The organism is Bacteroides sp. OM05-10AA (assembly GCF_003439055.1).
GTDB classification, from domain to species: domain Bacteria; phylum Bacteroidota; class Bacteroidia; order Bacteroidales; family Bacteroidaceae; genus Bacteroides; species Bacteroides intestinigallinarum.
In genome coordinates this window covers 80,696-99,602 of the sequence record NZ_QSUR01000020.1, presented here as the reverse complement: position 1 = coordinate 99,602, position 18,907 = coordinate 80,696, and the positions used below count along the sequence as shown (strand labels likewise).

General features: G+C 42.5%; 18 protein-coding genes. 16 read left to right on the top strand and 2 right to left on the bottom strand.

The genetic code is table 11. From position 1 onward, the window contains the following. Position 1: 1 nt before the first annotated feature. Both DXB58_RS16295 and DXB58_RS16290 read right to left on the bottom strand, forming a co-directional pair. The gene (locus DXB58_RS16295; RefSeq protein WP_122137538.1) at positions 2–748 is read right to left on the bottom strand and encodes a TolC family protein; all 747 of its coding nucleotides are present in this window, start codon (positions 746–748) and stop codon (positions 2–4) included. 137 nt (positions 749–885) lie between these two features. Continuing rightward, entirely contained in the window at positions 886–2,157 is a 1,272-nt protein-coding gene (locus DXB58_RS16290; RefSeq protein ID WP_199487974.1) for a BamA/TamA family outer membrane protein, read from the bottom strand. Between the two features lie 218 nt (positions 2,158–2,375). Here DXB58_RS16290 and DXB58_RS16280 point away from each other — a divergent pair, with 218 nt between their 5' ends. The 16 genes from DXB58_RS16280 to DXB58_RS16200 all read left to right on the top strand — a co-directional run bounded on the left by DXB58_RS16280 (position 2,376) and on the right by DXB58_RS16200 (position 18,821). Beyond that, positions 2,376–3,770 carry a C1 family peptidase gene (locus tag DXB58_RS16280; protein ID WP_122137536.1) on the top strand — a complete coding sequence of 465 codons (1,395 nt, stop codon included), beginning with the start codon at positions 2,376–2,378 and terminating at the stop codon, positions 3,768–3,770. 171 nt (positions 3,771–3,941) lie between these two features. Beyond that, on the top strand, positions 3,942–5,291 hold the full coding sequence (locus DXB58_RS16275; RefSeq protein WP_122137535.1) for a Na(+)-translocating NADH-quinone reductase subunit A: 1,350 nt from the start codon (positions 3,942–3,944) through the stop codon (positions 5,289–5,291). A 121-nt stretch (positions 5,292–5,412) separates the two neighbouring features. Next, complete coding sequence (locus tag DXB58_RS16270; protein ID WP_004306321.1) at positions 5,413–6,585, top strand: NADH:ubiquinone reductase (Na(+)-transporting) subunit B; 1,173 nt, start codon at positions 5,413–5,415, stop codon at positions 6,583–6,585. A 13-nt stretch (positions 6,586–6,598) separates the two neighbouring features. Next, entirely contained in the window at positions 6,599–7,273 is a 675-nt protein-coding gene (locus DXB58_RS16265; protein WP_074636550.1) for a Na(+)-translocating NADH-quinone reductase subunit C, read from the top strand. Between the two features lie 21 nt (positions 7,274–7,294). Further along, the gene (locus DXB58_RS16260; RefSeq protein WP_117933127.1) at positions 7,295–7,936 is read left to right on the top strand and encodes an NADH:ubiquinone reductase (Na(+)-transporting) subunit D; all 642 of its coding nucleotides are present in this window, start codon (positions 7,295–7,297) and stop codon (positions 7,934–7,936) included. A gap of 30 nt (positions 7,937–7,966) precedes the next feature. Then, positions 7,967–8,593 (top strand): NADH:ubiquinone reductase (Na(+)-transporting) subunit E, encoded by a 627-nt coding sequence (nqrE, locus tag DXB58_RS16255; protein WP_008999403.1) that lies wholly within the window; start codon positions 7,967–7,969, stop codon positions 8,591–8,593. An 18-nt stretch (positions 8,594–8,611) separates the two neighbouring features. After that, a complete protein-coding gene (gene nqrF / locus DXB58_RS16250; protein ID WP_117933129.1) occupies positions 8,612–9,886 on the top strand; it encodes an NADH:ubiquinone reductase (Na(+)-transporting) subunit F in 1,275 nt (424 codons plus the stop codon). 249 nt (positions 9,887–10,135) lie between these two features. Next, positions 10,136–10,315 (top strand): hypothetical protein, encoded by a 180-nt coding sequence (locus DXB58_RS16240; RefSeq protein ID WP_122137534.1) that lies wholly within the window; start codon positions 10,136–10,138, stop codon positions 10,313–10,315. Between the two features lie 4 nt (positions 10,316–10,319). Then, a complete protein-coding gene (locus DXB58_RS16235) occupies positions 10,320–11,648 on the top strand; it encodes a DEAD/DEAH box helicase (protein ID WP_122137533.1) in 1,329 nt (442 codons plus the stop codon). Between the two features lie 205 nt (positions 11,649–11,853). Then, positions 11,854–12,921, top strand: a complete 1,068-nt coding sequence (gene serC, locus DXB58_RS16230) for a 3-phosphoserine/phosphohydroxythreonine transaminase (protein ID WP_122137532.1) — start codon at positions 11,854–11,856, stop codon at positions 12,919–12,921. A gap of 98 nt (positions 12,922–13,019) precedes the next feature. Then, positions 13,020–13,940 carry an NAD(P)-dependent oxidoreductase gene (locus tag DXB58_RS16225; protein ID WP_008999406.1) on the top strand — a complete coding sequence of 307 codons (921 nt, stop codon included), beginning with the start codon at positions 13,020–13,022 and terminating at the stop codon, positions 13,938–13,940. 162 nt (positions 13,941–14,102) lie between these two features. Next, positions 14,103–15,350 carry a DUF1015 domain-containing protein gene (locus tag DXB58_RS16220; protein ID WP_122137531.1) on the top strand — a complete coding sequence of 416 codons (1,248 nt, stop codon included), beginning with the start codon at positions 14,103–14,105 and terminating at the stop codon, positions 15,348–15,350. Between the two features lie 250 nt (positions 15,351–15,600). Continuing rightward, complete coding sequence (locus DXB58_RS16215; protein ID WP_004300400.1) at positions 15,601–16,218, top strand: YigZ family protein; 618 nt, start codon at positions 15,601–15,603, stop codon at positions 16,216–16,218. A gap of 96 nt (positions 16,219–16,314) precedes the next feature. After that, complete coding sequence (locus DXB58_RS16210) at positions 16,315–17,061, top strand: C39 family peptidase (RefSeq protein WP_122137530.1); 747 nt, start codon at positions 16,315–16,317, stop codon at positions 17,059–17,061. A 35-nt stretch (positions 17,062–17,096) separates the two neighbouring features. Further along, entirely contained in the window at positions 17,097–18,182 is a 1,086-nt protein-coding gene (locus DXB58_RS16205) for an HpaII family restriction endonuclease (protein WP_122137529.1), read from the top strand. A gap of 69 nt (positions 18,183–18,251) precedes the next feature. Next, positions 18,252–18,821, top strand: a complete 570-nt coding sequence (locus tag DXB58_RS16200) for a nitroreductase (protein ID WP_122137528.1) — start codon at positions 18,252–18,254, stop codon at positions 18,819–18,821. The last annotated feature ends 86 nt before the right edge of the window (positions 18,822–18,907 follow it).

Here is an 18,907-nt window from a genome sequence, read left to right as displayed (position 1 = left end):
TTTATTTTCGTATTAGGGGAGTTCGCGAAATAACCTCGAGTATCATCAAGCTTTTGGTCAATTCAAACTTGCTATTCTCATATGCCTCACGTGCAGTCGACTGTCTTTCTTTATCTACGGCCAAGTCGGAAGATTCTATGGTTCCGTTGGCAAAATTCTTTTCAGAAATTTCATATTGCACATTAGCGAGTACCAAACTTTCACTTCTCATTTTAAGTACTCTTATTTGTGAAGTAGCCATCGCATACATCTCAATAATATTCTTCTTGATTTCGTCGTATTTCACTTCCCGTTCCAGTTCAGCACTGCGTAATGTGAGCCTTTGCCGACTGATTTTACCTTTGAGGTCGAATAGATCGTCTAAAGGAATACTTAAACCTGCGCCTACCGTGTAACCGTTTTGTGCCTGGGTGGAGTAGGTGAGGTATGGAGCGACTGCTACGTCCGTAAAAGTGGACTCATTGCCGAACATTCCATATTGATAACTCCCTCGTAAACTGAAAAAACCTAGAAATGACCATTTCTCTTTTTGGAGTAACTTGCGCTCGATTCTCGCCTTTACGTCCGCCATCTCATAAATGGGGCTGTTCTTGGCATTTTCGAATAAAACGGATAGTGGGGGGAGAACTATTTTACTATAATCTTCTTCACTTAGTTGAGAATAGTCAGACACTTCTTGTGCAACTACACGGGTGGTAGAGACGAATAGAAGTAATAGCCCCGAAAAAAAACATATAAATTGCTTCATAAAAAAATCCTATTATTTGCTCTTGCTGTGTTATAGCTTGCGCAAATATAAGGATTAATTTCATTTATGTGCAGTCTTTTATTATCTATTTTACAATCTTTCGTGTAAATTGTGCACAGATCGTTGCTAAAATGGTATTAGAATGCTTCTGTCATGTTGAAGTAGAACAAATTCTGCTTGTTCACCATGTCTCTTCCGAAGTCGAGGCGTACATTCATACGGGGTTGAACTTCAATGCGTAACCCTAATCCGAGGTTGGGGAGCACGCCTTCTATCTTGCCCGGAGTGGGTCCCATAAATCCGCATCCGCCCCATGCTACGTATCCCACATGGCTCAACATCTTTTTTACCCAGGTGCTTTTGTCTGTATTTATCATCTGACGGTATTCGGCCATCATGACATGCGAGGACTTGTCGCGAAACTGTCCCATGTAGTAACCGCGAAGATCGAAGGGGGTTCCGCTAAGTACGTATTTTGTTAGGGGTACATCTCCGAATGCGTTTTTGCTTTGCACTGTCCAGGCTATCACCTTGCGGCGGCCTACTGTTTTGTATTGGCGGTAGTCGATTTCCAAACGGTAAAAGTTATTATCGCTTCCGAATACCTTATTATACATCATTCCCCGAAAGTCGAGGTAGGTTCCGCTATATGCATTTGCCGGAATATCGCGTGTGTCATACGTCAGCAGGAAACCGAGTCCGGAACTGAAATTTTTGTATCCGCTTTCTGTACCTCCTGCCGCTATATACGAGGATTCGTTAACCATTCCGGCAGCCGGTTTGGTAATTTTATCATAGTTCAAATCGACTTGGGGACCTGCAAAAATGTTGCTCTCTCCCAGACGGAACAGGAACCATGGGTTTACTTGGATGCCGCTGTAACGGTATTCGCTGGTATCTTCTCCACGTTCATAATCTTTATTGGTGGAATAGCCGATGCCATAAAAATTCTCGATTGTATTTTTATATGAGAAAGTTCCGAAGATACGGAAGCGGTCGCCTTTAAAAAAGAGTTGTGGTTTTGTCATCAGGTTCAGCCCGCCTTTGAACATCAAGGCAATGGCCACTGGCACTACCGAACGTCGTTGGGTGGTATCACTCGGATTCATCCGGAACGTCATCAAGGCACTACCGCCTACCAATACACCGAAGTCCGGTGTGTAGCTGGGACCACCTAATATGTTATAGTGCAAATTTCGTTTTGCTACACGCTGGCGGCGCAACTCGCGCTTTGAAAGGGCAGGAATGGTATCTGACGGGATGTCTTCAATATCTGTAGGAGTAGTATCACTGATAGAAGTTGTAGACCTTTGCAGTTCATCGCTCTTTACTGCCGTACTGTCAGCCGCGGCTGACATCATATTGATGGATGGAAGCATCATCAATATTCCTATTATATATTTCTTCATAATTTCTCTGTGAGGAATTCGACTGCAAAGAAAACTCTTTTATTCCGATTAGTTTTGATATTCTTAGATAATAAATCTAAAAAAGAATCGTATTTTTGCGGAATATGATGTTTTTCGATATGCTGATAAATAAAATCGCATGATTTAATCTCATACATTTAAACCGTATTTATTAGTGTATCATGATCCGTCAGCCTATTAATTAATTACTTATATCAATGAATAAACAGATTTTATCAATTTTTGTTTTATGTGCTTTTTCTTATTCTACACAAGCGCAAGAAGTGAAAGGCGGCATCAGCGACTCCATGATGCAACAAATCAAGCAGAGTTACGCAAACACTCCTACCGACAAGGCTATCCGCAATGCTATCGGTAGCAATGACATTCGTAAACTGGCTCTCAATCAGGATAACCTGAAGGGGATGGATACGCATTTCTCCATCAAAGTGCCTTCCAAAGGTATCACCGATCAGAAATCTTCCGGCCGTTGCTGGCTTTTTACAGGTTTGAATGTGATGCGTGCCAAAGCGATCGCCAAGCATGACCTCGGTTCCTTCGAATTCTCGCAAACTTATCCTTTCTTCTTCGATCAGCTGGAGAAAGCTAATCTCTTTCTGCAAGGTATTATCGATACCAGCAGCAAGCCGATGGATGATAAAATGGTGGAATGGCTCTTCCGCAATCCTTTGAGTGATGGTGGAACATTTACCGGTGTAGCCGATATCGTCAGTAAATACGGGCTTGTTCCCAAAGATGTGATGCCGGAAACCAACAGTAGTGAAAATACTTCCCGTATGGCAGGTCTGATCGCCCTGAAACTTCGTGAACAGGGGCTTCAACTGCGTGATCTCGCTGCGCAAGGTGCTAAACCTGCTGCCCTTGAGAAAACAAAAACAGAGATGTTGAGCACCATCTACCGCATGTTAGTGTTGAATCTCGGTGTTCCTCCTACTGAATTTACCTGGACTGAATATAACGCTAAGGGTGAGCCTGTGTCTACCGAAACTTACACTCCGCTTTCTTTCCTGAAAAAGTATGGTGACGAAAAACTGATTGATAATTATGTCATGTTAATGAACGATCCGAGCCGTGAATATTATAAGTGTTATGAGATAGACTACGACCGCCACCGTTACGACGGCAAAAACTGGACGTATGTCAATCTTCCCATCGAGGATATCAAAGAAATGGCTATTTCTTCTCTCAAGGATAGCACGATGATGTATTTTTCTTGCGATGTAGGTAAGTTCCTGAATTCTGACCGTGGTCTGCTGGATGTCAAAAACTACGACTACGAATCTCTTATGGGTACTTCTTTTGGCATGAACAAGAAGCAACGCATTCAAAGTTTTGCCAGTGGCTCCAGTCACGCCATGACTCTTATGGCCGTCGATCTTGACAAAAACGGGAAACCGACAAAATGGATGGTTGAAAATAGTTGGGGCCCTGCTGCCGGTTATCAGGGGTATCTCATCATGACGGATGATTGGTTTAACGAATATATGTTCCGTCTGGTAGTAGAAACGAAATATGCATCGAAAAAAGCTCTCGAGGTGTTGAAACAGAAGCCTATCCGACTTCCTGCCTGGGATCCTATGTTTGCCGAATAGCTCTTTTTCTTTGCTTCTTACTTTGGTTTCAAGACAAAAGAAAGAAGATATGTGCACGAACACGAAAGGAATTACGGATATTTTTCCGTAATTCCTTTCTTTTTTCCTCCCGAATCCCAATCTTATTTATTACTTTTGCGGCAAATTTATGAAACCATTATTTTATCTAGCATGGCAAATGTAATAAAGTTACGTAAAGGCCTTGACATAAACCTGAAAGGTAAAGCTGCTGAAACGTACGCAACAGTAAAAGAACCGGGGTTCTACGCACTCGTACCCGATGACTTTCCTGGAGTGACGCCTAAGGTAGTCGTGAAAGAGCAGGAGTATGTAATGGCTGGTGGACCCTTGTTTATCGACAAGTATCATCCTGAAGTGAAATTTGTTTCGCCGGTGAGCGGCGTGGTGACGAGTGTTGAACGTGGTGCTCGTCGCAAGGTGTTGAACATCGTTGTGGAAGCTGCTGCAGAGCAGGACTATGAAGATTTTGGGAAAAAGAATGTTGCTTCGATGGATGCTGAAGCTGTGAAAACCGCTTTGTTGGAAGCCGGACTTTTCGCGTTTATCAAACAGCGCCCTTATGACATCATTGCTGACCCGACGGTCACTCCGAAAGGAATCTTTGTATCCGCATTCGACACTAATCCGTTAGCTCCGGATTTTGAGTTCGCCCTCAAAGGTGAAGAAACAAACTTCCAGACAGGACTTGATGTTCTTGCCAAACTGGCAAAAACCTACCTGAATATCAGTGTGAAACAGAACGCTGCTGCACTGACACAGGCTAAGAACGTTACAATCACCGCTTTCGACGGACCGAACCCTGCTGGTAATGTAGGTGTTCAGATCAACCATCTCGACCCCGTATCTAAGGGAGAAACGGTATGGACCATCGATCCGCAAGCCGTAATCTTCATCGGTCGCCTTTTCAATACAGGCCATGTGGATTTCACCCGTACAGTAGCTGTGACGGGTTCCGAAGTGTTGAAACCTGCATACTGCAAACTCCAGGTAGGCGCATTGCTCACCAACGTGTTTGCCGGCAATGTAACAAAAGACAAAGACTTACGCTATATCAGCGGTAATGTACTGACAGGAAAGCAAGTATCTCCGAACGGATTCTTGGGCGCATTCCACAGCCAACTGACTGTTATCCCCGAAGGTGACGACATTCACGAAATGCTCGGATGGATCATGCCGCGCTTCAACCAGTTCAGTGCCAACCATTCTTATTTCAGCTGGTTGATGGGTAAGAAGGAATATGCGTTGGATGCCCGCATCAAAGGTGGCGAACGTCACATGATTATGTCGGGTGAATACGATAGGGTATTCCCGATGGATATCCTGCCCGAATATCTGATTAAAGCAATCATCGCCGGTGACATCGACCGTATGGAAGCACTTGGCATCTATGAAGTGGCTCCTGAAGATTTCGCTCTTTGCGAATTCGTCTGCTCTTCGAAGATGGAACTGCAACGCATCGTTCGTGCCGGACTTGATATGCTCCGTTCGGAAATGGCGTAAGAGAATTAAAAATTAAAGATTAAAAATTAAAAAATGATAGTTGAGACTTTGTGAAATCGTCTTCTGGTAAACACAGCATAGTTATTTCTCAATTCTCAATTTTCAATTCTCAATTTAATAAATGAAAGCGTTAAGAAATTATCTCGATAAGATAAAGCCGAACTTTGAAGAGGGCGGCAAATTCCACGCATTCCAGTCGGTGTTTGACGGCTTCGAAACATTCCTGTTCGTGCCCAACAAGACTGCGAAAACGGGAACGCACATACATGACGCAATTGATAGCAAGCGCATCATGTCGATTGTGGTTATTTCGTTGGTACCGGCTTTGCTGTTCGGTATGTATAACGTAGGTTACCAGCATTTCACTCACACGGGTGCTACTGGCAGCTTTATCGAAATGTTTGCATACGGATTTCTGGCAGTACTGCCTAAAATTATCGTATCTTATGTAGTAGGTTTGGGTATTGAGTTCGTGGTAGCTCAATGGAAGAAAGAAGAAATACAGGAGGGATTCCTCGTTTCCGGTATCTTGATCCCGATGATCGTTCCGGTAGACTGTCCGCTGTGGATTCTTGCCGTAGCTACTGCATTCTCTGTTATCTTCGCAAAAGAAGTATTCGGTGGTACAGGTATGAACGTTTTCAACGTTGCGTTGATTACTCGTGCATTCTTGTTCTTCGCATATCCGACTAAGATGTCCGGTGACGCCGTTTGGGTGTCAGGCGACAGTATCTTCGGTCTGGGACAAAGCGTAGACGGACTTACCGTTGCTACTCCGCTGGGACAAGCTGCTACATCTGGTAGTGTTCCTGCATTCAACATGGATATGATTACAGGTCTGATTCCGGGTTCGATCGGTGAAACCAGTGTGATCGCTATTCTGATTGGTGCGGTTATCTTGCTTTGGACAGGCGTTGCTAGTTGGAAGACTATGATTTCCGTATTTGTCGGTGGTGCATTTATGGCATGGGTATTCAACTCAATCGGCATGGAAAACAATACAATGGCTCAAATGCCTTGGTACGAACACCTCGTTCTCGGTGGTTTCTGCTTCGGTGCCGTATTTATGGCTACTGACCCTGTGACTTCCGCACGTACGGAAAGAGGTAAATATATCTTCGGATTCCTGATCGGTGTGATGGCTATCGTTATCCGCGTACTGAATCCGGGTTATCCGGAAGGTATGATGCTTGCCATCCTGCTGATGAACATCTTTGCTCCGCTGATTGACTACTGTGTAGTACAGGGTAACATCAGCCGTCGCGAAAAACGCGCTATCAAGTCTAACCAATAAATACCGAAAGAAAATGAATACGAATAGTAATAGTTATACTATCATTTATGCTTCGGTAATGGTTATTATCGTAGCATTCCTGCTGGCATTCGTTAGTTCTTCATTGAAATCTACACAAGATAAGAATGTGCAGTTGGACACTAAGAAACAGATTCTCGCTGCACTGAACATTAAAAATGTGGAGGACGCGGATGCTGAATATAAGAAATATGTGAAAGGGGACATGCTGATGAACGTAGACGGTACGCTGACTGAAAATACAGGTGAATTTGCTACCAACTACGAGAAAGAAGCGAAAGAACAACAACGTCTGCACGTGTTTGTGTGCGAAGTGGACGGTCAGACTAAATATGTGGTTCCTGTTTATGGTGCCGGCCTTTGGGGCGCTATCTGGGGATATGTTGCACTGAACGAGGATAAAGATACCGTTTACGGTACTTACTTCTCACACGCTAGTGAAACTCCGGGTTTGGGTGCTGAAATTGCAACCGAAATGTTCCAACAGGAATTTGTAGGCAAGAAGACTTTGGAGAATGGCTCTGTTGCTTTGGGTGTTGTAAAACACGGTAAAGTGGAGAAGGCTGATTATCAAGTGGATGGTATCTCTGGTGGTACAATCACTTCTGTAGGTGTAGATGCCATGCTGAAGACTTGCCTGAATAGTTACTTGAGTTTTTTAACTAAATAATAAGGAGGAGAAAGATAGAATATGGGACAACTGTTTTCAAAGAGAAATAAAGAAGTATTCTCTGCTCCGTTGGGAATTGATAACCCGGTAACCGTACAGGTGCTCGGTATCTGTTCTGCACTTGCTGTTACTGCAAAACTGGAGCCTGCTATTGTAATGGGACTTTCGGTAACAGTGATTACTGCATTTGCTAACGTCGTTATTTCATTGTTGCGCAAAACCATTCCTAACCGTATCCGTATCATCGTTCAGTTGGTAGTGGTAGCCGCTCTGGTAACTATTGTAAGTGAAGTTTTGAAAGCGTATGCTTATGATGTAAGTGTTCAGCTTTCTGTATATGTAGGTTTGATTATCACCAACTGTATCCTGATGGGACGTCTGGAAGCATTTGCTATGCAGAACGGTCCTTGGGAATCTTTCTTGGACGGTGTAGGTAATGGTTTGGGATATGCCAAGATTTTGATTATCGTTGCTTTCTTCCGCGAACTGCTCGGTTCGGGAACATTGCTCGGTTTCAATATCCTGAACTACGAACCTATCCAGAATATCGGATACGTAAATAACGGTTTGATGTTGATGCCGCCGATGGCATTGATTATCGTAGCTTGCATTATATGGTATCAACGTGCACGTCACAAAGAACTGCAAGAAGAAAGTAATTAATTCTTCATTCTTAATTCTTAATTAAAAGATATGGAACATTTATTAAGTTTATTCGTCCGCTCTATCTTTGTGGACAACATGATATTCGCATTCTTCCTGGGTATGTGCTCATACCTGGCTGTTTCGAAGAATGTGAAGACTGCCGTAGGACTGGGTGTTGCTGTGACTTTCGTGTTACTGGTGACGCTTCCGGTGAACTACTTGTTGCAAACCAAAGTGCTGGCTGCTAATGCTATCATTGAAGGTGTCGACCTTAGTTTCTTGAGCTTTATTCTTTTCATTGCCGTTATTGCCGGTATCGTGCAATTGGTGGAGATGGTGGTAGAACGCTTCACTCCGTCACTGTACGCTTCGCTGGGTATCTTCCTGCCGTTGATTGCCGTTAACTGTGCTATCATGGGTGCTTCTCTGTTCATGCAACAACGTATCAACGTCGCTCCGAGCGATCCGAAATACATTGGTGATATCTGGGATGCTCTTTCTTATGCATTAGGTTCCGGTATCGGTTGGTTGCTGGCTATCGTAGGTCTGGCTGCTATCCGCGAGAAAATGGCTTACTCTGACGTACCTGCTCCGTTGAAAGGTTTGGGTATCACATTTATCACAGTAGGTCTGATGGCAATCGCATTTATGTGTTTCTCTGGTTTGAACATCTAAAAAGAAAGGAATAAGACAATGGATATGAATTTAATATTAGCGAGCATTGGGGTATTCCTTGTGGTTATTCTGTTGCTTGTTGTAATCTTGTTGGTTGCCAAGAATTTCCTGGTACCATCAGGAGACGTGAAACTGACCATCAACGGCGAAAAAGAATTGGAAGTGGCTTCCGGTTCTACTTTGCTGAATACGCTGTCTGTGAATGGTATATTCCTGTCATCCGCTTGTGGTGGTAAGGGCTCTTGCGGACAGTGCAAATGCCAGGTGCTTGAAGGTGGTGGAGAAATCCTGCCTTCTGAAGTTCCTCACTTCAGCCGTAAACAGCAACAAGATCATTGGCGTCTGGGCTGCCAGGTGAAAGTGAAAGGGGATATGTCTATCAAGATTGATGAGTCTATACTTGGCGTAAAAGAGTGGGAGTGCGAGGTTATCTCCAACAAGAACGTGGCTACATTTATCAAAGAGTTTATTGTTGCTTTGCCTAAGGGCGAACACATGGACTTTATTCCGGGTTCTTATGCGCAGATCAAGATTCCTAAATTCTCAATGGACTATGACAAGGATATTGATAAGAGTCTGATCGGTGACGAATACTTGCCTGCATGGGAGAAATTCGGTCTGATGGGATTGAAATGTAGAAATGACGAAGAGACGATTCGTGCCTATTCTATGGCGAACTATCCTGCCGAAGGTGACCGTATCATGTTGACAGTACGTATCGCTACTCCTCCGTTCAAACCGAAAGATCAGGGACCTGGATTTATGGATGTAATGCCGGGTATCGCTTCTTCTTATATCTTTACCCTGAAACCGGGTGACAAGGTTGTCATGAGTGGTCCTTACGGAGACTTCCACCCGATCTTCAATTCCGACAAGGAAATGATGTGGATCGGTGGTGGTGCCGGTATGGCTCCGTTGCGTGCGCAAATCATGCACTTGACGAAGACGTTACATACTACCGACCGCAAGATGTCTTACTTCTATGGTGCCCGTGCCTTGAACGAAGTGTTCTACTTGGAAGACTTCCTGCAAATCGAAAAGGATTTCCCGAACTTTACTTTCCATCTGGCACTCGACCGTCCGGATCCTGCTGCTGATGCTGCAGGCGTGAAGTATACTCCGGGATTCGTTCACAACGTAATCTACGAAACTTACCTGAAGAATCACGAAGCTCCTGAAGATATTGAATACTATATGTGTGGTCCTGGCCCGATGTCGAAAGCTGTTGAGAAGATGCTCGACGATCTTGGCGTTCCGGCACAGAACCTGATGTTCGATAACTTCGGAGGATAATTCGCGGAAGAGAACAACCGGTCGGTAAAATGACCGGAAAGAATATATCAAACAGAGCGGGAAATCTGAAAAGCAGTAGTGCTTCTTGGATTTCCCGCTTCTTTTTTTAGGGTATTCCATGATGTCTTTACGCTATGTTTTCTATCTATTTTATGTCTGTTTAAAAGATAGTTCTCCTTTTTTATCTGTACTTATCTATTATATTCGTATATTTGACTACACAATAAAATTATTAAAATACAATAGGTTATGGAATATCATCGTATATCTTTCATTCACAATGATACAGAGTATTCATTTGTTAAAGCAATGAGTTCGAACTTAACGGGATATGCATTAGTAACAGCTTGTAGGGCAGAAGTAACGATTTACATGAAAGAGAACAATATGAAAGGTTATTATATATTGACCGGCATGGCTAAAGTTTAATTGTATGAAAAATGAAATTATACAGGCAGCTCTCCGCAATTTGAAGATTGAAGAGCTGAATCCGATGCAGGAAGCATCACTTGAACAAGCTACCGGAAGAAAAGACGTTATACTGTTGTCACCGACAGGGTCGGGCAAGACATTGGCTTATCTGTTACCTTTGCTCCTTACCCTAAAACCGAATGATGACAGCGTGCAGGTATTGATTCTGGTTCCTTCACGTGAGTTGGCATTACAAATAGACTCTGTGTTCAAAGCAATGGGGACTTCCTGGAAAACCTGTTGTTGTTATGGCGGACATCCTATCGCTGAAGAAAAGAAGAGTATAGTGGGTAATCACCCTGCTATCATCATCGGTACTCCGGGACGTATCACCGACCATCTGTCGAAAGGAAATTTCAACCCCGAAACCATCGAGACTTTAATTATCGATGAGTTTGACAAATCTTTGGAGTTTGGTTTCCATGATGAAATGGCAGAGATTATCACGCAGCTTCCGGGATTAAAAAAACGTATATTACTTTCGGCTACCGATGCTGAAGAGATTCCTGAATTTACAGGATTGAACCGCACGGTGAAGTTGGACTTCCTTTCGGACGCTTCTGAAGAACAGGAGTCCCGCTTGAAACTGATGAAGGTACTTTCTCCTTCCAAAGATAAGATTGATACTTTATATAATCTGCTTTGTACATTGGGAAGCAGTTCGAGCATCGTATTCTGTAATCATCGGGATGCAGTGGATCGTGTGCATCAGTTATTGGCGGATAAAAAACTGTCTGCGGAACGTTTTCATGGTGGTATGGAACAGCCGGACCGCGAACGTGCGCTCTACAAATTCCGTAACGGTAGTTGTCATGTGTTGATTTCTACCGATTTGGCTGCCCGTGGACTGGATATTCCGGAGGTGGGACATATTGTTCATTATCATTTGCCGGTAAATGAAGAAGCTTTTACGCACCGCAATGGACGAACAGCACGTTGGGATGCTACCGGAACGTCCTATCTGATTTTGCATGCCGAAGAGAAACTTCCTCCGTATATCCCGGAAGATATGGAAACAGTTGTGTTACCTGAAAATCCTCCCCGTCCTCCGAAATCGGTTTGGGCTACCATTTATATAGGTAAAGGGAAAAAGGAGAAACTTAGCCGGATGGATATTGCCGGATTCTTATATAAAAAAGGAAATTTGGCCCGTGAAGATGTCGGAGCGATTGACGTCAAAGAACATTATGCTTTTGTCGCTGTTCGCCGGGCTAAGGTGAAGCAACTCTTGAATCTGATTCAGGGGGAGAAAATCAAAGGAATGAAGACTATTATAGAAGAAGCGAAGTAAAGATCTTTTCTGTAAGATACCTTACTTGACATCTATGGATAACAAAATGGTGTATATATCCTGTATAAACCAATAAAAAGAAAGGAAAATCTGCTTTAAAACAGTATTTTTATAAGGAAAGATTTGTGCGGCGGAAATAAATTCGTAAATTCGCAAGGTCAAAAGACAAAAGTAACGAAATTGTTAAACCAAAAACAAACTTCAAATGAAAAAGCATAATTTCAATGCAGGACCTTCCATTCTTCCGCGTGAGGTGATAGAGGATACAGCGAAGGCTATTTTAGATTTCAACGGCTCTGGTCTCTCTTTGATGGAAATCAGCCACCGCGCCAAAGACTTCCAACCTGTGGTTGACGAAGCAGAGGCATTATTCAAGGAATTACTCAATATCCCCGAAGGCTATTCGGTACTGTTCCTGGGTGGAGGTGCTAGTATGGAGTTCTGCATGGTTCCTTATAACTTCCTGGAAAAAAAAGCTGCTTACCTGAATACTGGTGTATGGGCTAAGAAAGCAATGAAAGAAGCTAAAGGGTTTGGCGAAGTTGTAGAAGTTGCTTCCTCTGCTGAAGCTACATATACTTATATCCCAAAAGATTACACAATCCCGACAGACGCAGATTATTTTCACATCACGACTAACAACACAATTTACGGTACAGAATTGAAGAAAGACCTCGATTCTCCGGTCCCGATGATTGCCGATATGTCTTCTGATATTTTCTCACGTCCGATCGACGTTTCTAAATATATCTGTATCTATGGTGGTGCACAAAAGAATCTGGCTCCTGCGGGTGTTACATTTGTTATCGTTAAGAATGATGCTGTAGGTAAGGTTTCTCGTTACATCCCGTCAATGCTGAACTATCAGACACACATTGATAACGGTTCTATGTTCAATACTCCTCCGGTAGTGCCTATTTATGCTGCATTGCTGAACCTGCGCTGGATCAAAGCACAGGGTGGTGTGAAAGAAATGGAACGTCGTGCCATCGAAAAGGCTGATATGTTGTATGCTGAAATCGACCGTAACAAAATGTTTGTTGGTACTGCTGCCAAAGAAGACCGTTCACGCATGAATATCTGTTTCGTGATGGCTCCTGAATACAAAGACTTTGAAGCTGACTTCTTGAAGTTTGCTACTGAAAGAGGCATGGTAGGCATCAAGGGACACCGTTCTGTAGGTGGTTTCCGTGCATCTTGCTACAATGCTCTGCCGAAAGAAAGCGTACAAGCTTTGATCGACTGCATGCAGGAATTTGAAAAACTTCATTAATAATATTTTCACCACAGATTACACAGACGGACGCAGATTTTTTAATTCTGTGAGAATCTGGGTAATCTGTGGTGAGTCTTTATAAACAGAATTAGATTATGAAAGTACTTGTTGCTACTGAAAAACCGTTTGCTAAAGTTGCAGTAGACGGTATCCGTAAAGAAATAGAAGCAGCCGGATTTGAGCTTGCTTTACTTGAGAAATATACAGATAAAGCCCAGTTGCTGGATGCGGTGAAAGATGCTAATGCCATCATTATCCGTAGTGATATTGTTGATGCAGAGGTGCTTGATGCTGCTAAAGAATTGAAAATCGTAGTTCGTGCCGGTGCAGGATATGACAATGTGGACCTGGCTGCTGCCACTGCTCACAATGTATGTGTGATGAACACTCCGGGACAGAATTCTAATGCTGTTGCCGAACTTGCTTTGGGTATGATGGTATATGCTGTCCGTAACTTCTATAACGGAACTTCCGGTACAGAATTGATGGGTAAGAAGCTGGGTATTCATGCTTATGGAAACGTAGGCCGCAATGTAGCTCGTGTTGCCAAAGGTTTCGGAATGGAAGTGTATGCTTATGATGCATTCTGCCCGAAAGAAGTAATCGAAAAAGATGGTGTGAAAGCACTTGATTCTGCAGAAGAATTGTACAAGACTTGCCAGGTGGTATCTCTTCATATTCCGGCAACTGCCGAAACAAAGAACTCTATCAATTATGCGCTGTTGAAAGATATGCCGAAAGGTGCTATGTTGGTAAACACTGCCCGTAAGGAAGTGATTAACGAAGCAGAACTAATCAAACTGATGGAAGAGCGTGCAGACTTCAAATATATCACAGATATTATGCCTGCTGCTAACGCAGAGTTTGCAGAAAAGTTTGCCGGACGTTATTTCTCAACTCCTAAGAAGATGGGTGCTCAAACTGCTGAAGCAAATATCAATGCCGGTATTGCTGCCGCTCAACAAATTGTTGGCTTCCTGAAAGATGGTTGCGAGAAATTTAGAGTAAACAAGTAAGATTCTGAATAAGTCTGCCGGATTTTTCAGGATAACTAGGGTAGTATCTGAATAAAAACAATCCGTTGCAGAATGTCTTTTTTAGAAATAAGTAGTATATTTGAGCCACAGATTTTCAAGAAGTCTGTGGCTTTAATTTTTTACATATAAAATACTAATATCATGGCAATAATCAAACCTTTCAAGGGCATTCGTCCTCCGCAAAACCTCGTAGAACAGGTCGCTTCACGTCCTTATGATGTACTGAACTCTGAAGAAGCCCGCGCAGAAGCGGAAGGTAACGAAAAGTCTCTTTATCATATTATTAAACCGGAAATAGATTTCCCTGTTGGTACGGATGAACATGACGAACAGGTGTATGCTAAAGCTGCCGAGAATTTCCAACTGTTTCAGGACAAAGGCTGGTTGGTGCAGGATAAGAAGGAAAACTATTATATTTACGCCCAGACGATGAACGGGAAAACGCAATACGGATTGGTAGTCGGTGCTTATGTTCCCGATTATATGAATGGTATTATCAAAAAGCATGAGCTTACCCGTCGTGACAAGGAAGAGGATCGTATGAAACATGTACGTGTGAACAACGCGAACATTGAGCCTGTTTTCTTTGCTTATCCTGATAATGAGAAGCTGGATGTTATTATAAAGAAATATACAGCAAACAAGCCGGTTTATGACTTTATCGCTCCGGGTGATGGCTTTGGACATACTTTCTGGATTGTCGACCAGGATGCAGATATTGCTACCATTACTGCCGAATTTGCTAAAATGCCAGCTCTTTATATTGCTGACGGGCATCACCGTTCTGCCGCTGCTGCATTGGTGGGAGCAGAGAAAGCAAGATTAAACCCAAATCATCGTGGTGATGAAGAATATAATTACTTTATGGCTGTTTGCTTCCCGGCAAATCAGTTGACTATCATTGACTACAACCGTGTAGTGAAAGATCTTAATGGTTTGACTCCCGAACAATTCTTGGCTGCACTTGATAAAAACTTTGTAGTGGAAGAAAAAGGTGCGGACATCTATAAACCGTCCGGCTTGCATAATTTTTCACTCTATTTGGGTGGTAAATGGTATAGCTTGACCGCTAAGGCCGGTACGTATAATGATAACGACCCTATTGGGGTGCTTGATGTTACAATCTCTTCCAACCTGATTTTGGATGAAATTTTAGGTATAAAGGATCTGCGTTCTGATAAACGTATTGATTTTGTAGGTGGTATCCGTGGATTGGGAGAGCTCAAGAAACGTGTGGATAGTGGTGAAATGAAAGTGGCTTTGGCTCTCTATCCTGTATCTATGAAACAGTTGATGGATATTGCAGATACAGGCAATATTATGCCGCCGAAGACTACTTGGTTTGAACCGAAACTCCGTTCAGGGCTGGTGATTCATAAGTTAGATTAAGAAATATCTGTTATGCGAAAATCATTGTTGACGGGAATTATATCAATAGATGTGACGCTTGATTGATGTAGAAAAAATAGTGACGGGATATGCCCGGGATAGTGACGGTATCGTTGTGGTATAGCGTCACTATTTTTATTGGATAGCGTCACTATTTTTAATTCCCCCAACTGCCTATCATCGATAAGTGGAACATTAATATTTCCAAATGATAGATTGACTTTTCTCATTAAAGACGTATCTTTGCAACATGACTGCTGAAGATACTTATAAAACCATCATTGAGCCTTCCGAAGGTATTTATACGGAAAAACGAAGCAAGTTCATTGCTATAGCCCTTCCTGTGCGTACTCTCGATGAGATAAAAATGCATCTTGAAACGTATCAGAAAAAGTATTATGATGCCCGGCATGTATGCTATGCTTATATGTTGGGAGCTGCACGAAAGGATTTCCGTGCCAATGATAACGGAGAACCTTCCGGAACAGCGGGTAAACCCATTCTCGGACAGATAAACTCGAATGAACTGACGGATATACTGATTATAGTAGTTCGTTATTTTGGAGGAATCAAGTTGGGGACAAGTGGATTGATTGTTGCTTACAAGGCCGCTGCTGCCGAAGCTATTGCTGCTGCTACTATTATAGAAAAGACGGTAGATGAGGATGTGACGGTAATGTTTGAATATCCTTTTATGAATGATGTCATGCGCATTGTGAAAGAAGAGGAACCGGAGATTCTGAATCAGTCGTATGATATGGATTGTAGCATGACATTGCGGATTCGTCGTTCGATGATGCCTAAGTTGCGTGCACGTTTGGAGAAGGTGGAGACAGCGCGGATTCTTGATGATGAGAATATTTTGTAGGTAAAGTATTAGAAGTAGTAATAGAGATAGAGAGTGGATTGCATGATAAATAAATGTCACATAATTTTTAGTCTGTTTTTAAGTTCCTTTGTATGGATGAGTGTTCAGGCGCAAGCACAAATACAGGAAACTCAAAAACTGGCTCCTAATAATATTCCTGTTCCGTGGTATTCGCAGAAAATCGCAGGATGCCCTTACTCGCATTGCTCTCTGGCTTCTTCGTTAATGGTCTTTGATTATTTTAAGGGAATGACGGCTGATACACAACGTACAGCCCAGGATGCAGAAAAGAAACTGATTGAATATCAGCGGAACTACTTTCTGAAAAAACGTGCTCCTTTCCGTCGCCGTACTTCAATAGGGCAGGGAGGATATTATTCTTTTGAGATTGATTCGTTGACACGTTATTATGAAAACATGATAAGTGCCGAACATTTCCAGCAGAAAGATTACCGGATATTGAAAGATTATATTGATCGTGGCATTCCTGTGCTTGTGAATGTGAGATATACAGGTGCAGTTCGTGGTTTGCGTCCCGGTCCGAGAGGGCACTGGATGGTGCTTCGTGGTATTGATGATAAACATGTGTGGGTGAATGATCCCGGACGTTCGCCGGAGATGCGGACTAAAGGAGAAAATATCTGTTATCCTATTAAGAAACAGTCGGGTAACCCTTCTTATTTTGATGGTTGTTGGACGGGACGATTTATCATAGTTACTCCCAGAGAATGGGTACGAAACTCCCTGTTTGCACAAGTAGGCAAGCTCCCTCCATTGGAGGAGGTGACTCATATAGTTCCTCCGGTTGTGTCGTCTGTAATATCAGTAGTAGAATTAAGATAAAACATTTGTAGTAAAATAAAGAAGAACAAAAATATATGGCATTTGAAGCAACCAAAAAAGAATGGTGCGAACTCTATTCTTTCTTTCGTCTCTTAGCAGATGGAAAAGTAGTGTTAGGCACAGCAGAAGCAAAGGCGGGAGATACATTTTGGCCTGTTGCAATGATTCAACGGGAAGAACATGATGGAACACGTCAGTATTATATTGAGGAAGATGCGATTCGTATAGAAGGAGAGAATGGGAGTAAGTCCATGCCTCGTGAAGATTTTGGTATTGTAGCTGATCTGATATTGCAGGCTGTGAAATCTTCTTCGGAAAATGATGTTGCTTCTCCGGAAGGAGTAGAAGAGTTTTTAGACGAAGCTGCCATTTTCGATTTGGAAGCAAAAACAGAAGATCGCACAGATTTTTCCGTTGCGTTCTGGCATCCGAAAGCTCCGTTAAGAGGTTTCAATGTCCGTTCACGGTTGGGCGTAATGAATCCGTTGTTGGACGGAGGGCGTGCAGCGAATCTTAAACTGGAACAGAGTGGAGTCAAATTTGCCACTCCAACAGTGAATAAAATCAATGCTTTGCCTGAATCTCCGAATGAAGTTGCCGAACGGATGATGATGATCGAACGTTTGGGTGGCGTACTTAAATACGCTGATGTAGCCGACCGTGTGTTCCGCAGTAATCTTTTGATGATTGATCTGCATTTTCCACGTGTATTGACAGAAATGGTTCGTATCATGCATTTGGATGGTATCTCCCGTATTAGTGAGTTGACGGAAGTTATCAAACAAATGAATCCGTTGAAGATTAAAGATGAACTCATCAATAAGCATAAGTTCTATGAATTCAAGATGAAACAGTTCTTGATGGCATTAGCATTGGGAATGCGTCCTGCAAAGATTTATAATGGATTGGATTCGGCTGTGGAAGGTATTCTATTGGTGGATGGAAGTGGAGAAGTGCTTTGTTATCATAAATCGGAAAAGCAAATAATGGAGGATTTCTTGTTTCTAAATACCCGTTTAGAAAAAGGATCTTTAGAGAAAGATAAATACGGGTTTCTGGAGAGAGAGAATGGAATCTATTATTTCAAACTGAATGCAAAGATTGGGCTGGTCAAACGGTAGAAAAGTACAATGTATTGATTGCAGTCAAACTAATAATGATGACATACTTATATAAAATACTTGTTATCTATGAAAACAAATGAAGTTTTAGAGAACATTAAAGCACGCCGTAGCGTACGGGCTTATACTGGCCAGCAAGTTTCAGAAGAGGATTTGCAGGCTATTTTGGAAGCTGCAACTTATGCACCAAGTGGAATGCATCTGGAAACATGGCATTTTACAGCTATTCAAAATATGGATAAGTTGACAGAACTGAATGAACGGATTAAAGGGGCTTTTGCAAAAAGCGACGATTCTCGTTTGCAGGAACGTGGACATAGCAAGACTTATTGTTGCTATTATCATGCTCCGACTTTAGTGATTGTATCTAATGAACCTACTCAATGGTGGGCTGGTATGGATTGTGCCTGTGCCATAGAAAATATGTTCCTGGCTGCCCAGTCTTTAGGTATCGGCTCTTGTTGGATCAATCAGTTGGGGACAACATGTGATGATCCGGAGGTTCGTGAATTTATTACTGCTTTAGGTGTTCCTGCCAATCATAAAGTCTACGGTTGTGTAGCTTTGGGTTATCCTGATTCGAAGATTCCAATAAAAGAGAAAAAGGTAAAGGCTAATACAATAACTATCGTTAGATAGAATACAGCTTCTTTTCTGATAAAAATAATTCCGGGACTTAACGTATGTGAGTCCCGGAATTATTTTTGTGAGGTGATTCTTTAAGA